The sequence below is a fragment of the Psychromonas sp. B3M02 genome, from assembly GCF_003318165.1.
In the GTDB taxonomy this organism is placed as follows: domain Bacteria; phylum Pseudomonadota; class Gammaproteobacteria; order Enterobacterales; family Psychromonadaceae; genus Psychromonas.
The window spans coordinates 1-22,433 of sequence record NZ_QOCB01000071.1; the positions used below are offsets into that span (position 1 = coordinate 1).

Annotated in this window: 19 protein-coding genes; 10 read left to right on the forward strand and 9 right to left on the reverse strand. The window is 38.9% G+C overall.

Annotation, left to right across the window (positions count from 1 at the left end; genetic code table 11):
• Positions 1–380 precede the first annotated feature (380 nt).
• A complete protein-coding gene (locus DS885_RS08335) occupies positions 381–2,051 on the reverse strand; it encodes a sensor domain-containing diguanylate cyclase (RefSeq protein WP_113818981.1) in 1,671 nt (556 codons plus the stop codon).
• Between the two features lie 473 nt (positions 2,052–2,524).
• On the opposite strand from DS885_RS08335, the gene DS885_RS08340 reads away from it, so the two are divergent.
• The 3 genes from DS885_RS08340 (at position 2,525) to DS885_RS08350 (ending at position 5,036) form a co-directional block, all read left to right on the forward strand.
• Positions 2,525–2,917, forward strand: coding sequence for a DUF2750 domain-containing protein (locus DS885_RS08340; protein ID WP_113818982.1), 393 nt, complete (start codon positions 2,525–2,527; stop codon positions 2,915–2,917).
• A gap of 11 nt (positions 2,918–2,928) precedes the next feature.
• Positions 2,929–3,585, forward strand: a complete 657-nt coding sequence (locus tag DS885_RS08345) for a DUF1007 family protein (protein WP_113818983.1) — start codon at positions 2,929–2,931, stop codon at positions 3,583–3,585.
• A gap of 83 nt (positions 3,586–3,668) precedes the next feature.
• Positions 3,669–5,036 carry an L-serine ammonia-lyase gene (locus tag DS885_RS08350; protein WP_113818984.1) on the forward strand — a complete coding sequence of 456 codons (1,368 nt, stop codon included), beginning with the start codon at positions 3,669–3,671 and terminating at the stop codon, positions 5,034–5,036.
• Positions 5,037–5,085: 49 nt separating this feature from the next.
• Here the strand turns inward: DS885_RS08350 and DS885_RS08355 are convergent, their stop codons facing one another.
• The 4 genes from DS885_RS08355 to DS885_RS08370 form a co-directional block, all read right to left on the reverse strand.
• Positions 5,086–5,559, reverse strand: coding sequence for an FKBP-type peptidyl-prolyl cis-trans isomerase (locus DS885_RS08355; protein ID WP_113818985.1), 474 nt, complete (start codon positions 5,557–5,559; stop codon positions 5,086–5,088).
• Positions 5,560–5,696: 137 nt separating this feature from the next.
• Positions 5,697–8,816 carry a multidrug efflux RND transporter permease subunit gene (locus tag DS885_RS08360; RefSeq protein ID WP_113818986.1) on the reverse strand — a complete coding sequence of 1,040 codons (3,120 nt, stop codon included), beginning with the start codon at positions 8,814–8,816 and terminating at the stop codon, positions 5,697–5,699.
• Positions 8,816–9,895 (reverse strand): efflux RND transporter periplasmic adaptor subunit, encoded by a 1,080-nt coding sequence (locus DS885_RS08365; RefSeq protein ID WP_113818987.1) that lies wholly within the window; start codon positions 9,893–9,895, stop codon positions 8,816–8,818. The genes DS885_RS08360 and DS885_RS08365 overlap by 1 nt, the downstream gene beginning before the upstream one ends.
• A 340-nt stretch (positions 9,896–10,235) precedes the next feature.
• Positions 10,236–10,892, reverse strand: coding sequence for an NAD(P)H-dependent oxidoreductase (locus DS885_RS08370; RefSeq protein ID WP_113818998.1), 657 nt, complete (start codon positions 10,890–10,892; stop codon positions 10,236–10,238).
• Between the two features lie 165 nt (positions 10,893–11,057).
• Between DS885_RS08370 and DS885_RS08375 the strand changes: the two genes are divergently transcribed.
• On the forward strand, positions 11,058–11,969 hold the full coding sequence (locus DS885_RS08375) for a LysR family transcriptional regulator (protein WP_113818988.1): 912 nt from the start codon (positions 11,058–11,060) through the stop codon (positions 11,967–11,969).
• 228 nt (positions 11,970–12,197) lie between these two features.
• Positions 12,198–12,497 (forward strand): hypothetical protein, encoded by a 300-nt coding sequence (locus DS885_RS08380; RefSeq protein ID WP_113818989.1) that lies wholly within the window; start codon positions 12,198–12,200, stop codon positions 12,495–12,497.
• A 91-nt stretch (positions 12,498–12,588) separates the two neighbouring features.
• Here the strand turns inward: DS885_RS08380 and DS885_RS08385 are convergent, their stop codons facing one another.
• Positions 12,589–14,502, reverse strand: coding sequence for a methyl-accepting chemotaxis protein (locus DS885_RS08385; RefSeq protein ID WP_113818990.1), 1,914 nt, complete (start codon positions 14,500–14,502; stop codon positions 12,589–12,591).
• Between the two features lie 293 nt (positions 14,503–14,795).
• Between DS885_RS08385 and mnmA the strand changes: the two genes are divergently transcribed.
• The 3 genes from mnmA (at position 14,796) to purB (ending at position 18,110) form a co-directional block, all read left to right on the forward strand.
• Complete coding sequence (gene mnmA / locus DS885_RS08390; RefSeq protein ID WP_258546874.1) at positions 14,796–15,938, forward strand: tRNA 2-thiouridine(34) synthase MnmA; 1,143 nt, start codon at positions 14,796–14,798, stop codon at positions 15,936–15,938.
• A gap of 48 nt (positions 15,939–15,986) precedes the next feature.
• Positions 15,987–16,664, forward strand: coding sequence for a high frequency lysogenization protein HflD (hflD, locus tag DS885_RS08395; protein ID WP_309472384.1), 678 nt, complete (start codon positions 15,987–15,989; stop codon positions 16,662–16,664).
• Between the two features lie 75 nt (positions 16,665–16,739).
• Entirely contained in the window at positions 16,740–18,110 is a 1,371-nt protein-coding gene (gene purB / locus DS885_RS08400; RefSeq protein ID WP_113818993.1) for an adenylosuccinate lyase, read from the forward strand.
• 82 nt (positions 18,111–18,192) lie between these two features.
• On the opposite strand, the gene DS885_RS08405 is transcribed toward purB, so the two are convergent.
• On the reverse strand, positions 18,193–19,122 hold the full coding sequence (locus tag DS885_RS08405; protein WP_113818994.1) for a DMT family transporter: 930 nt from the start codon (positions 19,120–19,122) through the stop codon (positions 18,193–18,195).
• A 162-nt stretch (positions 19,123–19,284) separates the two neighbouring features.
• Here DS885_RS08405 and DS885_RS08410 point away from each other — a divergent pair, with 162 nt between their 5' ends.
• Complete coding sequence (locus DS885_RS08410; protein WP_113818995.1) at positions 19,285–20,412, forward strand: ribosomal protein uL16 3-hydroxylase; 1,128 nt, start codon at positions 19,285–19,287, stop codon at positions 20,410–20,412.
• 67 nt (positions 20,413–20,479) lie between these two features.
• On the opposite strand, the gene DS885_RS08415 is transcribed toward DS885_RS08410, so the two are convergent.
• Positions 20,480–20,896, reverse strand: a complete 417-nt coding sequence (locus DS885_RS08415; protein ID WP_220149677.1) for a 3-phosphoshikimate 1-carboxyvinyltransferase — start codon at positions 20,894–20,896, stop codon at positions 20,480–20,482.
• A 195-nt stretch (positions 20,897–21,091) separates the two neighbouring features.
• On the opposite strand from DS885_RS08415, the gene DS885_RS08420 reads away from it, so the two are divergent.
• Positions 21,092–21,712 (forward strand): flavin reductase family protein, encoded by a 621-nt coding sequence (locus DS885_RS08420; protein WP_113818996.1) that lies wholly within the window; start codon positions 21,092–21,094, stop codon positions 21,710–21,712.
• Between the two features lie 12 nt (positions 21,713–21,724).
• On the opposite strand, the gene DS885_RS08425 is transcribed toward DS885_RS08420, so the two are convergent.
• Entirely contained in the window at positions 21,725–22,279 is a 555-nt protein-coding gene (locus DS885_RS08425; protein ID WP_113818997.1) for an NlpC/P60 family protein, read from the reverse strand.
• Between the last annotated feature and the right edge of the window lie 154 nt (positions 22,280–22,433).

The following is a 22,433-nucleotide window of genomic DNA, read 5'->3' on the forward strand; positions in this document are numbered from 1 at the left end:
GGTCGTTGCTAAAGCCAGTAAGCCGGTTAACCCTACAATTAAATGTTTCATCATTATAGTTTCCCGTGAGTTTGTGGCTAATACCAATTGTATTAAATAACTGATCTAAATTTTGCGCCGGAAAAATGGCTTAGTTAGAGGCGTAAGTTGATGTAAATGGTTGTTCCCTATGCGAAACTTACAACGAAAAAATAAGTTGTTTTAACAAGTAAAATAGATCAGTTACTTACTATGATTGGTATTATAGCTGATGATTCATCTTTCTAGAAAAAGAGCGGTGATAGGGTAAAGTTGTGGTTAAAGATATGGCTTTAGAGTCGGAGAGCCAAAAGAAGTGAAGTCTTCTAATGGCACTCTCCTGTTAGTTTACGTGGTATAAGTTAGCTTTCTTTCGGTGGCTCACTGTTATCAATAATGGTGCGATTACGGCCCATCTCTTTGGCTTTATAAAGGGCATCATCGGCTCTATGTAACCAATCTTTGAACTCTTCATTATGGCGCATAGTAGCCATACCAATACTGAAAGTGACTTTATCAACGGTATCAAAATGTAAATTAGCAATATTCTCTCGAATTTCGTCCATATGTCTAAACGCAGAGCTTGCCGTCGCTTCCCATAATAAAATAACAAATTCCTCACCACCCCAACGACAAATCAAATCTTCCACACGCATATTAGTGGTTAACTCATTAGCAAAGCGGCATAATACTTCATCACCTACATTATGCCCATAGGTATCATTGATTCGCTTAAAGTGATCAATATCTAATATGGCAAGTGTTACAGAGGATTTATGTCTTCTTGCTCGCGCAAGTTCTTTATCAAGTAATCGACTAAATGCTCTACGGTTATATAAGTGAGTAAGCGGATCTTTAGAAACAAGCTCTTCGAGTTGGTCATTCTGCTCACTGAGCAAAGAGTTTTTAGTGGCAATCTCTTGAGTACGCTGATTAACCATTTTTTCAAGATGCATGGTATGAGTACGTATTTTTCTGAAACTGCTGTCAAAAGCTTTAGAGAGCTGCCCTATTTCATCTTTTGAATCAATACCATGGAAATAATCTGTTTTACTATTAACAACCGATTTAACTTCATGTGTTAGCTTGATAATTGGCTTAGTCACTTTATTAGCTAACTGACTAATAAAGACTAAAAAGACCACCATCAACACAACCGCAATAATTAATACATTATATAGAATGTCATAAATATCTTGGAAAATTTCAGACTCTTCAGTTGTAACATAAAGCGTCCAGCCGGGTAGGTAAGGAATATTCGCATAAGTCACAATCTTAGACTCATCTAAAGCAACGTCCATATAACGGCCGTAGCCATTATCTTTAAGACTTGCCTGCTTCACTATTTCATTAAATCCAGGGTAGTTCGGATTCGGCTCTGTGGTTGCTCTATTTTTCATAATAAAACTAGCAACAGGATGGGAAATAACCAAACCGTCGGTATCCACTAACCATGCGTAACTTTCTTTTACTAATTTAATTTCAGATAGTTTTTTAGGTAAGATATCGATAGGAACCGCGGCTGCAATCGTACCACTCCACTCATTTTTTTCATTACGAATAGGTACTGAAACCATAATAACAGGCTTACCTTCAAAGCTACTATCAATAGGGTTAGTAATATTAAACTCTTTATTGTCCCAATCTTTACCGGTTAGCAGTGACGGATGAACGGCCTTCATTCTATTATAATTAGCATCGGTTAAATTCAAGGCCTGATCAATATAAACGGCATTAACAAAGTTGTCTCCGCCAACAAAGATTAAACGCTGTAATAGTCTATGTATCGTTTCTTGGTCATTGTGTACTGGTTCAAAGTCACTACTCAGCACTTGTAACATAGCAACATATTGCGCAAACTCTTGGCTCAATTTAGTGGCATGCATTTGCGATATTTTAGTGGAGGTTTCTAATTGTAAATCCAGCATTCTCTCTTTTTCATTAACGTATACCGTAAATAAAAGCAAAGCAGCAAATGCGAAGATAACAATAGAATAAATAGTAATTATTTGAGCTTTAATACTATGAAACATAATGGCCTTAGAACTTAATGAATAAGTAAAGTTTTTCAATTCGTATTAGTATCGAATAGGTTATTATTATTTATCGGCAATAGAAGTGGATACTTAACTATAAGCGACTCTTTTTGATAAAACTTAACTAAAATATACAATAGTTATTAAATAAAGCATATAAATATGGCTATAAAAACCATGTTTTTTTTATGTAAATATTTACAATTTAAAGAGAAAGAGTGACCTTGCGCACTTAATGTTTGAGAATCACTCACTCTTACACATTTAATAGCCAATGAGTTATTGATTACTCCTCTCATTGTCAGAGTACTTTTTACCTTCAAAAACAATATATAACAAACAACTTACGATCTACATTATGATGATTAAGTTAACGGATAATGTGTATATTCGAGCATTCTAAACTAGCAAAATATCACTTTTACTTTAAGCTAACGTGTCATTAACTAATTTACTGAACAGGATAAGATATGGGCGATTTAACACCACAGCGTATTAAAGAAATTTTAAAGTTTGATGCTCAACAACGTTTTCAATATTTATGTAAAGAGATTCAAAAACAACAAGAGATTTGGCTATTAGTTGACGAACATGGTTGTGTCATGCTCAATACTGAAGATGAAGATTGTGTGCCGGTATGGCCAAATAAAGCATTTGCTGAAGATTGGGCAACTGATGAATGGTCACACTGTACCGCTAAAGCGATTGATTTAGCGACCTGGTTTGATCGCTGGACTCCAGGGTTAGAAGAAGATGAGTTGTCTATTGTTATTTTCCCAGATAGCCAACTTAATGGCATTATCCTGTTTCCAGATGAGTTTGAACAGGAAATCACGCCTAGTTCAAAACATAAACGTTATTAATTAATCGCTGTATGCCTAGATTTTTAAAGTTGATCAAAGGTAATTGGCTACTGCTAATTACCTGTTTACTGCTCTCCACCTTGCCTTCTCGATTATCGGCACATCCTCATGCATGGGTAGCCACTAACACCTACATCGAAAGTGATGATACACATATTATTGCACTGCATATGACATGGACATTTGATGCTGATACCTCAAATTATATGTTACAGGGAGAGGATATTAGCCCTGAACACCTGCAACAAACCTTACAAAAGCTCGCCGTGGGTGTGATTGATAATATGTATAACGAGCATTACTTCACCTATTTATATAATGACACTACACCAGTAAAGTATAAAAGTGCGATCCACCCGCAAATGGTTAAAGATAAAAACAAGATAGTACTCAGTTTTGAACTTCCATTATCCAATCCTATTGCTTTTGCGGGAAAAAACCTCAGACTTTACATTTACGATCAAACCTATTTTGTTGATATGTCTTGGTTAAATAAAGGTGATGTACAGATTTCCACAGCACTTAACTCTGCTTGTGCAGGTGAGATAATTGAACCTAAAGTGTCCGATGCTCAACGTGCTTTTACTTTAGCGCTAGCAGCAGATGTCACACCAGATAACACACTTGGTAGGTACTTCTCTCAGCAATATAAGTTAGATTGCCAATAACAGATAGTCACCTAATGGGGTGATACAAATTAGAGGTTTAGACTTCCCCGCCTTGGCCTCTACATTTTTAATAGGAGTAATAGATGCTTTCAATTTTTGATATCTATAAAATCGGTATAGGCCCTTCTAGCTCACATACCAGTGGACCTATGTTAGCGGCGTATTTATTTGCCACAGCGAACCAAGAGCAAGCAAAATCAATCACCTCTATTACGGTCCAACTATATGGCTCTTTATCTCTGACAGGTAAAGGTCATCATACGGATAGAGCGATCATATTAGGATTAAGTGGTTATAAACCAGACACAATTAAAGCATCCACGGCAAAGGTCCTATTACAACAAGCATCAGAACAGAAAACATTAACATTCCTTAGTCACACACCTATTGTATTCGATCCTAATATTAATATTGAGTTTCATAAAACGAGCTTACCTTTACATGAAAATGCGCTACGTTTTCTTGCTCATAACGGTGAAACATTACTCGATTCTCAAACCTATTACTCTACGGGTGGTGGGTTTATTAGTACTGAACAACAATTATTAAACCCAACAGCTAACACAACAGAGGAAGTTCCCTTCCCGTTTAACTCTGCTACTGATTTACTAGCACAAGCAGATAAAAATGGGCTCAGCATCGGCGCTTTAGTATTGCAAAATGAGCTAACTTTCACCGACCAAGAGACTTTAGATGCAACAGCTGAAAAAATTTGGAAAGTAATCAGCCTCTGTTTACAGCGAGGATTAACCAGTGAAGGTATTTTAGAAGGAGGGTTACAAGTTGTTAGGCGTGCCCCTGCCCTATTAAAAACCTTACAAGCCAACGAAAGTATAGATAACGACCCCATGAGTGTTTTGGACTGGGTTAACTTATACGCATTTGCAGTGAGTGAAGAAAATGCCGCAGGCGGACAAGTAGTAACCTCACCCACCAATGGTGCTGCAGGTGTTATCCCTGCGGTATTAATGTATTACAATAAATATCTACGTGAAATTGATACCACCCAACTGAAAGACTTTTTAGCCGTATCAGCAGCCATTGGCATGTTATATAAACGTAATGCCTCGATTTCTGGTGCAGAAGTGGGTTGCCAAGGTGAGATAGGTGTTTCTTCATCAATGGCCGCAGCAGGATTAACCGCAATCCAAGGTGGCAGTAATGAACAGGTGTGTATTGCAGCTGAAATTGCCATGGAACACTCCTTAGGCATGACCTGTGATCCAATCGGCGGCTTAGTACAAATACCTTGTATTGAACGTAATGCAATGGGCGCAATGAAGGCGATTAATGCTTCAAGAATGGCGTTAAAGCGTAACAGTAAATCCCTTATATCCTTAGATAAAGTGATCGCAACTATGTATCAAACAGGGAAGGATATGAATAAGAAATATCGCGAGACATCACAGGGAGGATTGGCGGTTATTCACATGGCGCCACCTTGCGAATAAACAACAGCAGTACACTTTTAATAAATAAAGGTGTACTGCTATCAACACATTATGGGTTGATTTTTAATAACTCAACATCAAAAATCAATAATGATCCAGCCGGGATTTTACCCGCACTACGGTTACCATAAGCAAGACGGCTTGGGATAAAGAAACGGAATTTATCACCTTCTACCATCAATTGAACACCTTCAGTCCAACCTGGAATAACTTGGTTTAATCCAAAAGAGATTGGCTCGCCACGCTCTACAGAGCTATCAAACACAGTGCCATCAATTAACGTACCGTGGTAGTGAACTTTTACTTTACTCTTAGCTGTTGGGTGCTCTGTGCCTTCACCTTTTTCTAACACTAAGTACTGTAAACCTGAATCCGTACTAACAACGCCTTCTTTCGTTGCATTTTCAGCTAAGAAGCCTTGCCCTTTTTGGATGTTTACAGGTGCATCTTTTCCTGAAGTCATCGATTGAAAAACAAAAAATGCCACGATAACAATCGCAACAATTAAAATAAACTTAAGCATGGTAAACCCTATTTTATTAATTAAGGCACAGAGAGTACTAAATTTTATAAAGGAGTTTAAGCACAATTTCTTCGTAGATATAAAAAAAGCGAGAAGTTGTTACTCTCCTCGCTTTTTACCTTTATTACATTGCTAACTTATTCTGGTTTATCTTGTTTTGAAGCCGCTTCACTTAAACGTAGCTCTTCATTTAACAAGGCTTCAACGTGGCCAGGTGAATGTGTATTGCCTGAAATCAATCGGTACATAGCCGGTATAACAAACAGTGTAACCACGGTTGCAAAAGCCATCCCAAAGAACACAACTGTCCCTACTGAAATACGACTTTCAGAGCCCGCACCAACAGATAAAATCAATGGGATAGAGCCCGCTAAGGTAGTAAATGCGGTCATCAAGATCGGACGAAGTCGACGTGCAGCCGCATCAATAATTGCTGTATCTAAACTCTTGCCACGGTCACGTAGCTGGTTAGCAAACTCAACAATCAAAATACCGTTTTTAGTGACCATACCAATCAACATGATCATGCCAATTTGACTATAGATATTCAGCCCTTGATTCATTAATACCATACCAATGAAACCACCCAATACCCCCATAGGTACAGTAAACATAACCACAAGCGGGTTGATAAAGCTTTCAAACTGCGCAGCTAATACTAGATAAGCGACCAACAAGGCTAAGCCAAATACAATTAACACGCTGCTGCTATTTTCACGGTACTCCTGCGATTCCCCCGTGTATGAAAAAGTAATATCACTAGGCAATAATTCAATCGCTTTAGCGTCTAAATAATCTAACACTTCTCCTAATGATTTACCTTCACCAGCGCTACCACCTAATGTGATAGATTTTTGTTTATTAAAGTGAGATAAACGGCTCGCAGAGGCCACCTCTTCAATGTCTGCTAAAGTATCTAAAGTGATCAGCTCACCATCTTTAGTACGCATGTAGATTTGACTTAAGTCGCTCACATTATTAAAACTATTTTCATCACCACGTAAATATACATCATACTCTTCACCGCGCTCTACATAGGTAGTTTCACTCTTACCACCCAACATCACTTCTAAGGTTTCAGAGATATCTTCCAAGCTCACACCGAGCTCTGCAGCGCGTTCTTTGTCCAGAGACACCAACAATTCAGGTGTTTTCTCTGAGTAATCCAAATCACTACCCACCACCATGCCATCGGCTTCGGCTTGTTGTCTTAATAACTCTGCATACTTACCTAATTCACTGTAGTCAGAGCCTCCTAATACAAACTCCACTTGGTCACTTGAACCGCCTCGGAATCCAGGTAAAAGTGGACGCACACGAATATCCGGTAAATCACCTAAGGTTCTTTTAACCAGACCTAAAGCCTGATTAGCTGAAACAGTACGTTCATTCCAATCTTCCAATACCATGATCACAAAACCTGTTTGGTCTCCGGCATTACCACCAAAAGCAGGCGCTTGTGTGCTAAAAGATCTAATCACGCCTTTCCCTAATAAAGGTAATAGACGTTCTTGGATTAAATCCATATTCGCAGACATACGATTAAAACTGGTACCTTCCGCAGCTTTTACAAAGGCAAAGATAACGCCCCTGTCTTCTTTCGGGGCAAGCTGTGATGGCACTTGTTGCATTAAGAAATAACTACCACCAATACAAGCAAGAATCACCAAAGGTGCTGCTATGCGCAGTTTAATAGCATGTTTAAGCCCACCACGATAAACACCTTCTAAGCGAGAGAACTGCTTATCGATCCAACGATTAAAGCGATTTTGTTGTTGATGCTCTTTGAGCATTTTACTCGCCAACACAGGTGTTAAGGTTAATGCTATAAACGAGGAGAAAATCACCGACATAGCCAATAACACAGAAAACTCAGTAAACAGTAATCCAACCATGCCATCCATAAATGAGATAGGCAGGAATACCATCACTAACACTAACGTGGTTGCTATTACCGCAAAACCAACCTCCCTGGCTCCCTTATAAGCGGCCATTAACGGTTTTTCACCTTGCTCAATATGGTGAAATATATTCTCCACCACCACAATCGCATCATCGACCACTAAGCCTATCGATAAAATAAGCGCCATTAAGGTGATCAGGTTAATTGAAAAACCAAAATAATAAGCAGCAATGAAAGCAGAAATCAGAGAAACAGGTACGGTGATTGCTGGAATAATGGTTGCTCGCGCTTGACCAATAAAGATATATAACACTAATACCACTAAACCACCGGTGATCAACAGGGTGTTATAAACTTCCTCAATAGAACGCTCAATGAACACTGTAGAGTCATAATTTAGTTCTAAGTCAGTATTATCAGGTAAGAATTGTTGGATGTTATCAACTTCCGCACGTACTGCTGCAGCAACTTCTAAAGGGTTAGCATCTGTCTGTGTGACAACACCTAAGCTGATATTAACAATACCATTATTTTTAAAAGCAGAACTCTCGTTTTCAGCACCAACATTTACTTCTGCAACATCTTTTAAATAGATGGGTGTGCCGTCATTGGCTCTGCGTACTACTAAATAATCAAAGTCTTCCGGTTGGGCATATAAACGAGCGGTCCGTACCGACATCACTGTGGTATCGTTACGTACTTCACCCCCTGGACTTTCGACATTTTCAGATTCTAATGCCGTCAATATATCACTCACGGTGACCGAGCGACCTGCCATTAAATCAGGGTACAATTTAACGTACATCACCTTATACAAACCACCGGTAACATTCACTGAGCTCACGCCGCTAATTAAGCTAAATCGATCGGTAAGTGCACGCTCTGCATAATCCGTTAGTTGAGTACGATCCATGGTTGAGGATCTAAGATTAATGTATAAAGAAGGTTCACCAGATCCATTATCTTTTGACACAATCGGTTCGTCGGCTTCTTCAGGCAAAGCGCCCTCTGCCTTAGCGACCGCATCACGAATATCACTCACACCTTCGGTTAGGTCCCAGCCGATATCAAAGGTCACGGTAATACGTGACATACCATTACGTGTAACCGACTCAACCTCATCAATCCCACTGATACCAGTCACTTGCTCTTCAATTATGGAGGTCACCTGACTTTCCATTATCGAAGCGCTTGCCCCTTCATAACGAGTGGTCACCGAGACAACCGGGCTTTCCACATCGGGCATTTCACGTACAGCTAGCTTTTCAAAGGAGACAATCCCAAACACACACAGTAATAGGCTCAATACAATGGCCATTACCGGTCGTTTGACTGACACATCGGATAACCACATTATTTGTTATCCTTCTGTAATGAATTAACATTAACCGTGGTTTCACCCGCCTCTTCGACGGTGCTTAAATCTTTAATGGTTAAGCCGTCTCGCATGTTAACCAAACCTTGCACCACAATACGCTCACCAATATCTAAACCTGATTCAATCACTGCTTGGTCTTTAATACGAGCACCCAAAAACACTTCGCGACGTGATACTTTATTATCATCACCTACAACATAAACGAAACGTTTAGTGCCTGAATACTCCAGTGACTGCACGGAAACAATAGGTTCATTAACCGCAGCAAAAACCAGATTAGCAGACATCAACATACCAGGTTTTAAATGTTCATTTTTATTGTCAAAGAGTAAGCGAACACGCAGGTTTAAAGTGTCTGGATTAATACGAGAATCAATTGCTACAATTTTACCAACAAACTGTTCATCCCCCCATGCTCTGGTTTTAGCTGATACTTCCATACCGACGGTTATTTTAGAAAGGTAACGTTCAGGAACAGGTAAATCTAATGTCATTTCGGAGAGGTTATCTAAGGTTAATAAAGCTTCGCTAATCGCGACCATTTTACCTTCACTAAAATCCAATAGGCCAATGGTGCCATCAAAGGGAGCGGTAATACGGTGGTTATTAATAAAGACTTGAGCAGCAAGTAATCGCGCTTTACCTATTGTTACCACTGCAGCTTGGCTATCTAATTCTGTTTGGGTAATGGCTTGCTTACCAATCAAACGCTGATAATCTTTCAGCGTACGCTGCTCATTAGCTAAATAAGCTTTAGCTTCAGCTAATAATGCGCCAGCTCCAGCACTATTTAGCTCAATCAGTAACTGCCCTTTCTTCACTTTCTGGTTAGCTTTTACTGCAATTTTTGTCACCTTTGCAGCCACTTCAGGTTCAATACTGACATATTCTTTTGCCTGTAACTTACCAACTAAGGATAAAGACTCTGATACCTGATGGGCACCAACTACTTCACTATAAATAGGCACAGCAGGTGCAGTTGCCGCAATAGCAAAGGTGCTAAATAGACTCAGTAAAAAACTCGTTAAGATAAAAACTGGGTTAAATTTTTTCATTTTATTTCTTCTATTTCAAAGTGAGGTTAAAGCGCATAGATAATGTTTATAACAGCTAACACCAATAAAATTAAGAGAATGATCTTAATTGGCGTAAATGACACTAGATCCATCATAAAGTAAAACAACACAAAGATTGTGAAGAAAATGTGGAGAAATTGTAACAAACGAGACTAAAAATCAGAGGAATTAAGTATTAAGAGATAGTTATTATTAGTCCTGGAAAAGGAGAAGTTGACTAAAAGCAAGTAGGAGCTTGAAATGATATCACTGCAAGCTCTTAATTTTAAAGTTTACGCTTCACTAAATCAGCCTAAATTTTTCAAAAAGAGGTAACTTATTAAAGCACGGTTAATACATCTGATAATGCGAGACGTGTTTTAGGCAAACTAAAGTTATAATCTTCAGACTCATGATGATAACCAATTACCAACGCCACATGGCACTCAAAACCACCTAACTCTTCAGCAAAAATCTCGCCTACCAAATCATGATCAATACCTTCCATCGGCGTTGAGTCAACTTTCAAACGCGCTAAAGTATGCATGGCATTACCTAAAGCAATATACACTTGCGCTTTGGTCCAAGCAGCATTGTTCCCCTGTTGATCGGTATTACTTTCAGCAAAGTGGAAACCAGCAAAGGCTTTTTCTCTATTTTCTAATGCTGTGCGATTATCCTGTATACCTTTATCAACCACTTTTGCATAGTCGTCACGTGTATAAGCAGGATTATGTGCAAACAAAATCACGTGTGAGCTATCAAAAATAAGGTGCTGATTAAACTGATGCTTATTGGCAAAAGAATCATGCATTCTCTGTTTTGCAGCATCACTTTCTAAGACAATAAACTTCCAAGGTTGTGAGTTAATTGAAGAAGGAGAAAGACGTAAACTTTCATACAACACCTCTAAATCCTCTGCTGATACTTTTTTACTTGGATCATATTTTTTCGTTGTGTAACGTGTTGCTAAATCACTGACAACCTGTTCGCGAATATCGTTTACTGTTTGTTTCATAATAATGCCTTTCATTGAGCTTTGAGTTATAAAATGTAATCGCTATAACTAGATAAACTGCTAGTTTATAAAAACATTGTACGCTTGATTATTTTATTTGATAATAATGGATAAATTTGAATAACTTTAAAATTATTTTTGAATATGTATCATTTAAATGACCTTAAACTAGCCATTAGAATTGCCGACCTCAACAGTATTTCTGCAGCTAGCCGAGAGTTAAACTTAACGCCAGCGGCAGCGAGCGCAGCACTAAAACGCTTAGAGCAGCGACTAAACTGCCAAATATTTATTCGCTCTACGCGTAATATGCAATTAACCGAAGAGGGAAAGTTGTTTATTGAAAGCAGTAAAGACGCCATTCAAATATTGGAAATCGCCAGCAATACGTTGAATAACAATAATGACCAAGTGAACGGTGATATAGGATTAAGTGTACCATCCGATCTAGGTCGTAATATTGTTAGTCACTGGCTAGAAGAGTTTTTATCCGCAACACCTTCAGTCACCATGACACTGCATTTAAGTGATCACAACAGTGATTTAATAGAGCAAAACTTACAAATAGCATTACGTTATGGGCATTTAGCAGACTCGCCATTAAAACGTAGATACCTAGCTTCATCACCGCGTTATGTGGTTGCCTCTCCTGACTATATTAAACAGCATGGGCAACCAAACAGCCCTGCCGAGTTACAACAACATCGTTTATTAAATTGGAATTTAGGCAAAAATAAACAACATATCTGGAAATTTCAAAAAGATAACCAAGCATTAGATCTTAATATTGAGCCAGTTAAAACTACCAATGACGGTGCTCTGTTAAGGGAATGGGCGATTGCAGGCCACGGTATCGCCTATAAAAACTGGATAGATATTGCTAAAGATGTTGAACAAGGCAGACTCATTATTTTATTGAAAGACTATCGCGGTGAAGATTTGCCATTACAACTAGTTTATTTACAAACAGAATACCCAAGAAAGAAATTACGTATAGTCATCGACTTTTTACAACAAAAGTTTAACCAGTTCAGTCAACAATACCCGTGTCCTTAACTAAAAGTAATTATTCAGCGAATAATATTCATCAAAAACAATCAATATGATAAAGCTATGTAATGCCTTTAAAGGTGACCTTGCTTTTATTATATTAGTAATAACATTGACCAGCGCTATGTTTTCAACAAACACAGCGCTGAACAAGTATCATATTTTGGATATCAAAGACATAAATGACTTTTTGATGTACAGTTTCTTACAAAATATTAAATAGAGCAGAATAGAATGTCAGATAGTCAAAATGAAAATGCACAACAGTTAACCCAATTAATCTCCCCTTTAGGTGCAATGCACCTCGCACAATTAACCGCTTTTTGTTTTGGCCTACCGCCACTTTATTTCTGCCGTGAATATCAAGCTCTGCCATCAGCGACCATAAAAAAACAATGTGAAGAGCGCTTATTGAAACAGCTTGATAGTGAGGCAATTGCAGTTCCACAACTGCAACAATTACTGTTAGAAAAAGAGTACTTTGATGAAGAGGAAGCAAGTCTGCGTGTTGCACCACTTGCTGAAGAAGATTAACCTTTAAGCTAGTACATATAAAACAAGAGCATAACAGGCTAAACCTGAAATGCTCTTGTCGTAAAGTTTATAATGTAATATGGACTTGTCATTATTTATCTAATTTAAAACGTCCAACAATATGATTAAGCTGCTCATTAACTTCGTGAATATGATGAGTTTCTTGATTCACATCTGCCCCCGTTGTACTTAACTCTTGCACAATTGAGTGAATACGCGCCATATTTTGACTCACCTCTCTAATCACCGCATTTTGCTCCTGCGCGGAAGAAGCAATCTGATTACTTAAGTCATTAATTTTTGAAACAAAACCATTCATCACTTCTAAACTTTCTGCAACACTAGCAGCCTCTGATACCGTTTGCTGACTCGTTGCTCGAGTACTATCGATTGAACTAACTACAGCTGTTGATTCATGGCGTAACTTCTCTAACGCATTCTCCACTTCACCGGTACTGGTTTGTGTACGTGCAGCTAACGCCCTAACTTCATCTGCGACTACCGCAAACCCTCTACCTTGCTCACCAGCACGCGCAGCTTCAATAGCCGCATTCAATGCTAATAAATTAGTTTGATCTGCGATCGCACCAATCACACTTAATATAGATCCTATATCTTGTGTCTCCTGACTCATATTCGCCACATTTACTGTCGCACTTTCTACCTCTTTGGATAAGCGCTGTAGGCTCACTTGCGCATTTGTAATAATATCTTTAGAGGTTTCACCTGAGTTATTCGCTTCCTGGGTAAACTGCGCAGTATCCTGTGCGTTAGCTGCCACCATTTCAGCTGTAACACTTAACTCTTCCACCGCCGTCACCACTTGATCAGTCTCTTGCTGATGCTGTGCTAAAATACCAGCACTAATATCAGAATGACTTTTCAGTGTTTCCACTCCTTCTGATAATCGCCCACTGACTTTTTTAACATCCAACATCATCAACTGTAAGGTTTCGATAAAGCGATTTACTCCACCAGCAATTTGCCCTAAATCATCCTGTGATTTAACCGTCAAACGCTGTGTTAAATCACCGTCACCACTAGATAAGTTAGCGATTAATGTTTTTAAGGCAATCACTGGTTGGTAAATACGATTCAGAACAAAAACAAATACGACAATAAATAGTAATGTTATTAACACAACCCACATTAATAAAGACCATGTCGCTTCAGATACGGCGGCAAAAGCAACTTTATCTTTTACTGCAATCATTAAATACCAAGGTTCGCTGCCCTCTAGCTCAACCCGTGTTGATACCAATAAACTTGGCTCCCCAGCTAAACTTTTATCTGCTATAACACGCTCACTACTTAACATCTCGCTTGAAAAATCACTTAATTCAGGGATCGTTTGGATTTGGTCCTGCGCTTTAGCGACCTCGCTCGTTGAGGCTAATACCATACCTTTTTGGTCTACGAGAATCGCCACTGAATCTTTAGCGACATCCACGCTTTCCACTAAGGTTTGTAAACGCGTTAAACGCACATCAGATGCGATCACCCCATCTTTTATGGCATGGACTGCAAGTAATAATAGAACACCCTGTTTAGTGGCAAAGACCTCACTCAAGGCCAGCTGCTCGCTTTTTTTACCCAGCTGATACCAAGAACGTGTGCGTGGGTCATATTTAGATGGAATGCCAACACCATTTGGAAAGGATTCCGATGCGCGAGAGGTATAAGAGCGTCCATCATCAAAGCCTAAGGTCAACTTAGCGACGCCAGTCGCCTCTTTGGCAAACAACATATGCTTCTCATGATCAGTTTGGTAATTATTCGCTTTATATAATGCGGCTAAATGGCTGACCGGTTGAGAATATGAGGCAATGTATTGCTTAATGTTGTTTGCTTCATATTGAGATGCGCTGGTGATCTTATCAACCAGAGTATTTTTAGTCGTTTCTGATAACTTATTAATAGAAATGAAAGAAGTGATACCCAGTGCCAAAATCAGCAAACTGATGATCACAACAATTAAAATATGTTTAAAGCCAAGCTTATTCATTAGGTGTCCTTGTTGAAACTTGAAACCAATGGTTAATAAATTAAGGTCGTACTCAATTGGTTTCTTAATTATTTCAACAGTCTAACCAGTCCTAATCATTAATTTTTAAGAGAATGTTAAAAGTATGACTATTACCCCATAAGTAATACAAATGAGTTTTTAAAAGTTTTAACTCCATCAAAGAATTCACAAAGTACAAAAAAATGACTTTATGTGTTCAAAAAACCAACAAAACAAACACCAAGCCCTATGATAGATCTTGCTCACATTATTAGTTTAATTGACGCTAAATTCTGCTAAAATCTGCGCCTGAATTCGTTGGAGAGTATTTTATGAAAGACAATAGCCAAACTAAAGTGATCGTCGGAATTTCCGGTGGTGTTGATTCCTCAGTATCTGCGTACCTGTTACAGCAGCAAGGCTATCAAGTTGAAGGCTTATTCATGAAAAACTGGGAGGAGGATGATACAGCTGAGTATTGTTCTGCTGCTGAAGACCTTCAAGACGCAAAAGCTGTTTGTGATAAATTAGGCATCAAACTTCATACCATTAATTTTGCAGCAGAGTATTGGGATAATGTATTCGAGCACTTTTTAGAAGAATACAAAGCGGGTCGTACCCCAAATCCAGATATCATGTGTAATAAAGAGATTAAGTTTAAAGCCTTTTTAGAGTTTGCTGCCGAAGACTTAGGCGCAGATTATATCGCAACAGGCCACTACTGCCGTCGTCGTGAAATCGATGGTAAAGCACAATTACTGCGTGGCTTAGATACAAACAAAGATCAAAGCTACTTCTTATATGCAGTAGGCGGCGAGCAAATTGCTAAAACTTTATTCCCTGTGGGTGAACTAGAAAAACCAGAAGTACGCCGTATCGCAGAAGAGCAAGATCTAGTGACACACAATAAAAAAGACAGCACAGGTATCTGTTTTATTGGTGAACGTAAATTCACTGATTTCCTACAAACTTACTTACCAGCACAGCCAGGCGATATCGTAACACCTGAAAATGAAGTGATTGGTCAACACCAAGGTTTGATGTATCACACGCTAGGCCAACGTAAAGGTTTAGGCATAGGTGGATTACAAAACTCAAATGAGAATCCATGGTATGTAGTAGGTAAAGACATGGAGAACAACCGTTTATTAGTGGCTCAAGGCGCGGACCACCCTGCTCTATTCTCTTATGGTTTAATCGCTAAAAAATGTGATTGGGTAGATAGAACACCGAAGAAAGAAAGCTTTAAATGCACAGTCAAAACACGTTACCGCCAAACGGATATCCCTTGTACCGTTAACCCAATTGACGATGACACCTTAGAAGTTATTTTCGACCAGCCACAAGCGGCAGTCACGCCTGGACAATCAGCAGTATTTTACCTTGATGAGGTTTGTCTTGGTGGTGCAATTATTGACCAGCACTTGCAAAAGTAGCCATTAGCCCAAATATAACCTGTATAAAGCAATAAGGCTTAGAGGTAGATGACTCATCTACCTCAAAATTCATTTATAAAAAGAAGTGAACTGATCATGTCATTCCATACCTTAGAATCTCGTAGCATTGCCTTTGCTGCAATGTGCCAAGCCGCTTACTTAGTCGATAAAATTGCGACTAAGGGTATCTGTCCCGATGCAGTTGCCTTTAATGCCTCTTTACGTTCAATCGTGCGTACCGATAGTGCAGCGCCTTTAGATATCTTAGGCGGGCATGAGTCACTTAAATTGGGTTACAAAACAGTTATTGCACAACTAGATAATGTTGATGGTGCACGTAATATGCAAGTCACTAAATACGTTGCAGGTTTAATGGCCTTAGAGCGTAAATTATCTGCCAACTCAGGTACATTAAATCTACTCGGTGAGCGTATTAATCAAGTGAATCGTCAATTAGCGCACTTTGAAATCGATGATAGCAGTGTATTAAGTAACCTAGATTCTATCTATAAAGATTTAATTAGTAACTTAGGCCCAAAAATTCAAGTGAATGGCAACCCTACTTACTTGCAACAGTCACAAACACAACATAAAATTCGCGCATTATTATTAGCCGGTGTGCGTGCTGCTGTACTATGGCGTCAAATTGGTGGTAAACGTCGTCAATTATTGTTATCTCGCAAAGCGATAGTGCAACAAACCAAACAAAATTTACTAAGAACATAATATTCGTATCACTCTTTCCCAAGTAAGGGAATAAAGAAACTATTTAAACAACCTACACATCATTAGGAGCAACAAATGGAACTTTCAGGACTAACAGCTGTATCACCAGTTGACGGCCGTTACGGTAGCAAAACTGCAATTTTGCGCGATATTTTTAGTGAGTTTGGTCTAATCAAATTCCGCGTACAAGTAGAAGTACGTTGGTTACAAAAACTAGCTCAAACAGACGGTATCGCAGAAGTTCCTGCTTTCTCTGCTGAAGCAAATGCACACCTTGATGCTATCGTAGCTAACTTCGGTGAAGCTGATGCACAACGTGTTAAAGATATTGAAGCAACCACTAACCATGATGTTAAAGCGGTTGAATACTTCTTAAAAGAGAAAGTAGCTGACGTTGCAGAGCTTGATGCAGTATCTGAATTTATTCACTTTGCTTGTACTTCAGAAGATATTAATAACTTATCTCACGCGCTAATGTTATCAACGGCTAAAAACGACGTGATTTTGCCTTACTGTAATCGTGTTGTTGATGCGATTAAAGAGAAAGCGATTGAATACAAAGCAATGCCTATGATGTCTCGTACACATGGTCAGCCAGCTTCACCTACTACACTAGGTAAAGAGATGGCAAACGTGGTAGCACGTCTACAACGTCAAGTTAAACAAATTGAAGCGACTGAACAACTAGGTAAAACTAACGGTGCTGTAGGTAACTACAATGCTCACCTAAGTGCCTACCCAGAAGTTAACTGGCAGGGTTTTGCGGAAGAATTTGTAACTAGCTTAGGTGTTACATTTAACCCGTTCACAACGCAAATTGAACCACATGACTACATTGCAGAGCTATTTGATGCAATTGCACGTTTCAATACTATCCTTTTAGACTTTGACCGTGACGTTTGGGGTTACATCTGCCTAGGTCACTTTAAGCAAAAAACCATTGCTGGTGAAATTGGCTCTTCAACAATGCCACATAAAGTTAACCCAATTGACTTCGAAAACTCTGAAGGTAACTTAGGTTTAGCGAACGCTATCTTCGATCACCTAGCAGCAAAACTACCTGTTTCTCGCTGGCAGCGTGACCTTACGGATTCAACGGTATTACGTAACCTAGGTGTTGCTATCGGTTACTCTGTGATCGCATATGAAGCAAGCCTAAAAGGTATCAGCAAGCTTGAAGCAAATGAAGAAAACATGTTAAAAGACCTAGATGCAAACTGGGAAGTATTAGCTGAGCCAATCCAAACGGTAATGCGTCGCTACGCAATCGAAAAACCATACGAGAAACTAAAAGAGCTAACACGTGGTAAACGTGTAGATGGCCCTGGCATGAGCGAGTTTATCGATACACTAGAGCTACCAGAAGCAGTTAAAGTTGAACTAAAAGCAATGACACCAGCTTCTTACATTGGTCAAGCTGTTGAACTTGTAGAGAAAATGGCTTAATACGCTCATTAAGTTTAATTAATAAGAGGCAACCTTCGGGTTGCCTTCTTTATTATACTAAACACACTTAATGTCATCGGTATTATTTCTCTGCAACTACGTTAGCATCATTTTTCTTAACGCTAAATAACCAATCTAAAAATGGTTGTAAACTACTATAACAAGCTAATCCCACAGAGCAGACAACAATGGCAACGGCCATCTGGAAAGTTAAAGTTTGGTCTAAAATCCATATCGCTAACAATACCGAGACTACAGGCACTAACGCCATAATTGCTGATGCTGACACTGCACCTAACCTACTGATGCAGTAACTCATACAAAATAACGCTAACACACTAACAATTATGCCTTGATATACACCTTGCAAAACCATTTCAGAAATTGGTGCAATACTTAGGTGACTAGGTAGAAAAAACCAAATTGGCGTAAAAAATAACGCATTAATAATAGGCACAGCAAGCATAATCGTCTTAATGTGGATCTGCCATATCTTCATTGAAACAGAATAAAAAGCGATAAAGAAAGCCGCTAATAACAACCATAACAAAGCACTTAAACTTGCCCCACCACTGCTTGTAAAGAGTAAACTATTAGCCACCAAAATCAGTGAAATACCTAAGTACTGAGTACGCCCTAAACGCCCTTTTTTCCAGACATATAAGATCAATGCGCACATTATCGGCATAGTGCCATTAATAATCACACCAGTATTCGCGGCATCTGAAATTAATAAACCAATCAAACTCGCGCAAACATATAAAGCACCACAACATAGGCTACAAATAATAATAGGTAAGGTGAAAATCGATTTAAGTGACGTTCTACTCACTAAAGCATAAACAACAATAATCGCCGCCGCTGTTAAAAATCGTACACCCGTTACATCCCACACGGTTAAAGAGTGCGATAACCCCCATTTAGAAATAATGATCCAACCAGACCAGATCATCACCACCATTAACCCTGCTAGCAAACCAGTGACTTTTTCAAATTGAACAGACCTTTGCATTATACTTCCCTGAAAATGAACTAATATGAATTTAATGATGCTTCACCCTAACATAAAAATAGCATTTTAAAGGTGATTATCTAACTGCATAGCGGTATCGCTACCCTGCGTATAAACGACCTGTTACACTCCGAATTATTTTACATTGAAAGGCGCGACAACATGTTTGAACTTAATTTTGAAATTAACCAGTTTTTAGATACTTACTGGCAAAAGAAACCCGCTTTGCTCAAACAAGGTTTTATCGACTTTCAAGATCCAATTGCTCCTGATGAACTAGCTGGCTTAGCGATGGAAGAAGACCTAGAAAGTCGCTTAGTTTATCAAGAAGATGACCAATGGCACGCTGAATGTGGTCCATTTAAAAGCTTTGAACGCCTAGAAAAAGATGGCGCGACTTTACTAGTTCAAGCCGTTGACCATTGGCACCCTGATGCACAACAACTAGTCCGCCCTTTCCGCTTTCTACCTAACTGGCGTATAGATGACCTAATGATCAGTTACTCTACTCCTAAAGGTGGCGTTGGTCCTCATATTGATAACTACGACGTGTTTATCATTCAAGGTGAAGGTAAGCGTCACTGGCGTGTGGGTGCACGTCAAACATTACCGGAATTTGCCGCACATGGTGCACTAAAGCACTGTGGTGAATTTAACGCGGCCATTGATGTAGAGATGGAACCAGGTGATATTCTATATATTCCAAGTGGTTGCCCGCATGAAGGCTATGCTATTGAACCCTCTTTAAACTACAGCGTTGGCTTCCGAGCGCCGGATCAAAACGACCTACTGAGTAGCTTTACCGATTACAACATCGATAACCATGACAATGCATTACGTTACACTGATATTCCAATGCAAGTGCGTGAGAAACCAGGTTGTATCGAAGACACTGAATTAAACAAGTTACATCAAGTGATGCTCGCTAACTGTAAAACACCAGAACAGCTTATTCCTTGGTTTGGACGTATGATCAGTGAAGCAAAACATGACCTTGATATCGCTGCACCTGAGTACCCACTAGAAAACAAAGAGATCCTTGAGTTTTTAGAAGACGGTGCGCAATTCACTCGTTTAGGCGGATTACGTGCAGTTTATTTTGAGCAAACACCCAAGTTAGTGTTTATCAATGGTGAAGAGTATGACTTCTCTGGATTTACAGAACTAGCACATTGCTTATGTGACCAAGATGAAGCAGCCAGCGAATTACTGACTATCTTTAAAGATGAAGAAGCGGCACTCACTTTGTTCACTAAGTTAGTGAACCTAGGTTACTGGTATGCCGAATAAGCAGTAAAGTTAACTAAACATCGCTTGCTATCGATTAGCGATGTTTAGAAACAGTCTTTAATAAGCGCTAAACCCACAGTCCTTTGAACCATCCCCAAATACCAAATGAAAAGTTAGGAATAAGGTTAATACCTAAGGCTGACTTTATTAAATAAACCACTAATAAACCCACTAGAGTACAAAATATCAATAACATAGTGAACATGATCGCTTTGCTGATCAGTGATAAATTCTGCTCTTGTCTTGATAATTTCCGAAAGTTTTTACCTGCCAAAAATACATAATAAAAACGTCGTTGATAAAGTGGAATTTTAAAAGTGCCGCGTAAATCAATGCTATGTTTAGCCCAACTACGAGAGCTTAAAATAGTAAATAAGTGAGTCAACTGCTCTTCATTAAAGCTATCAGCAACCGGCTTAGGCATTTTGCTTAATAAATTAACAATAGTTTGCTCATCTTTAATATTCTTTTTTAAATTAGCCAACGCCACACCCTATTAATATGCTAAATGTAAATTACAGTCACTAAATATAGCGTAATATTAACACTTTATAGCAATCACACTAATAAAGGCTGCTATTTTGCAGTTTTAAATAACTGACTATTTTACTGTAAGCTATATTTTCTCTAGGCAATTCCAAGCATATTGCCAATTAAACTTGTTCAATCAGGGAATGACATGCAACTTAACTTTTCAGAACACAGCGCATCAGAACGTTACCATTTAATGACTCAAACCGTGATACCACGCCCTATCGCTTGGGTACTCACCGAATCAGATGGCTCACCGAGCAGCTTTAATTTAGCGCCATTTTCATACTTTACCGCGGTATCAAGTGCCCCAGCTTTATTAATGCTTTCTGTAGGCAAAAAGCCTAATGGTGACCCTAAAGACACTCTGGTTAATGTGTTAAAAAATAAAAAGATGGTGATTCATATAGCTTCCGACCAACAAGCTGAATTGGTGACTCAAACGGCCGCCACCTTAGCGCATGGTGAATCTGAGCTAAATAACACTTCTTTAACCACCACTGACTTTGCTGAATTTTCGTTACCGCGACTCAGCCAATGTGATATTGCTTATGCCTGTGAATTATATGAAATCAAAGAGATTGGTGATGCGCCACAAACACTGATTTTTGTTGAAGTAAAACATCTTTACGTTAACGACAAAGTGATTAATCAAACACAGGCAGATCGTATCGATATTGCAGCAGATAAAATCAATCCACTCGCTCGTTTAGGCGGCGGAGAATATGCGTCTATCACAGCACCATTTAAATTGAATAGACCAGATTAACTAGCGGTTCTGTTAAATAATTCGGCGAGACTGCCAGTAATGTTTACGCCAGTAAGGATTAGAAAGTGAAGATATTTTTGTCCCCTTACTGGTAGAAACATGAAAAAACTCATTGTTTCCCATATAAATTCCAACATGGCGAGTTGTTCGGCTGGTTTTAAAGAAGACTAAATCACCGACTTTTAATTGGCTTCTCTTAATTGAATAACCTTTTTTAGCTTGATATTCCGTGGTACGAGGCAAAGGAATATTAAAGCTATTCTTAAACACTTGCTGCACTAAACTAGAACAATCAATGCCGCGTAAGGTGTTACCGCCTAATCGATAAGGACTACCCACCCAATAAGTGTACTCACTGCGCAGAATCGCATACAGTAAATCGTCGGGTTGCATATTAGGTTGTTGTTTAGCTGAAGTTTGCACAGGGAGTTGAATACTTGCCGGTTGCGCTGACACGGTTTGTTGTGATGTTGGTTTTTCAGGAGAAGAGCTACAAGCTGCAATAAAGTAGAGCAAGGATAATAAACTAAAGTGACGTGAATAACTTTTCCATAGCCTCAATTGCATTTGCTCTCCTTAATACCAATCATAGTAAGTAACTGATCCATTTTACTTGTTAAAACAACTTTTTTTTTCGTTGTAAGTTTCGTATAGGGAACAACCATTTACATCAACTTACGCCTTAAACTAAGCCATTTTTCCGGCGCAAAATTTAGATCAG

Coding starts and splice junctions, on each gene's coding strand:
- DS885_RS08335 (WP_113818981.1), bottom strand. CDS start 2,051: ATGTTTCATAGTATTAAAGCTCAAATAATTACTATTTATTCTATTGTT.
- DS885_RS08340 (WP_113818982.1), top strand. CDS start 2,525: ATGGGCGATTTAACACCACAGCGTATTAAAGAAATTTTAAAGTTTGAT.
- DS885_RS08345 (WP_113818983.1), top strand. CDS start 2,929: ATGCCTAGATTTTTAAAGTTGATCAAAGGTAATTGGCTACTGCTAATT.
- DS885_RS08350 (WP_113818984.1), top strand. CDS start 3,669: ATGCTTTCAATTTTTGATATCTATAAAATCGGTATAGGCCCTTCTAGC.
- DS885_RS08355 (WP_113818985.1), bottom strand. CDS start 5,559: ATGCTTAAGTTTATTTTAATTGTTGCGATTGTTATCGTGGCATTTTTT.
- DS885_RS08360 (WP_113818986.1), bottom strand. CDS start 8,816: ATGTGGTTATCCGATGTGTCAGTCAAACGACCGGTAATGGCCATTGTA.
- DS885_RS08365 (WP_113818987.1), bottom strand. CDS start 9,895: ATGAAAAAATTTAACCCAGTTTTTATCTTAACGAGTTTTTTACTGAGT.
- DS885_RS08375 (WP_113818988.1), top strand. CDS start 11,058: ATGTATCATTTAAATGACCTTAAACTAGCCATTAGAATTGCCGACCTC.
- DS885_RS08380 (WP_113818989.1), top strand. CDS start 12,198: ATGTCAGATAGTCAAAATGAAAATGCACAACAGTTAACCCAATTAATC.
- DS885_RS08385 (WP_113818990.1), bottom strand. CDS start 14,502: ATGAATAAGCTTGGCTTTAAACATATTTTAATTGTTGTGATCATCAGT.
- hflD (WP_309472384.1), top strand. CDS start 15,987: ATGACTCATCTACCTCAAAATTCATTTATAAAAAGAAGTGAACTGATC.
- purB (WP_113818993.1), top strand. CDS start 16,740: ATGGAACTTTCAGGACTAACAGCTGTATCACCAGTTGACGGCCGTTAC.
- DS885_RS08405 (WP_113818994.1), bottom strand. CDS start 19,122: ATGCAAAGGTCTGTTCAATTTGAAAAAGTCACTGGTTTGCTAGCAGGG.
- DS885_RS08410 (WP_113818995.1), top strand. CDS start 19,285: ATGTTTGAACTTAATTTTGAAATTAACCAGTTTTTAGATACTTACTGG.
- DS885_RS08420 (WP_113818996.1), top strand. CDS start 21,092: ATGCAACTTAACTTTTCAGAACACAGCGCATCAGAACGTTACCATTTA.
- DS885_RS08425 (WP_113818997.1), bottom strand. CDS start 22,279: ATGCAATTGAGGCTATGGAAAAGTTATTCACGTCACTTTAGTTTATTA.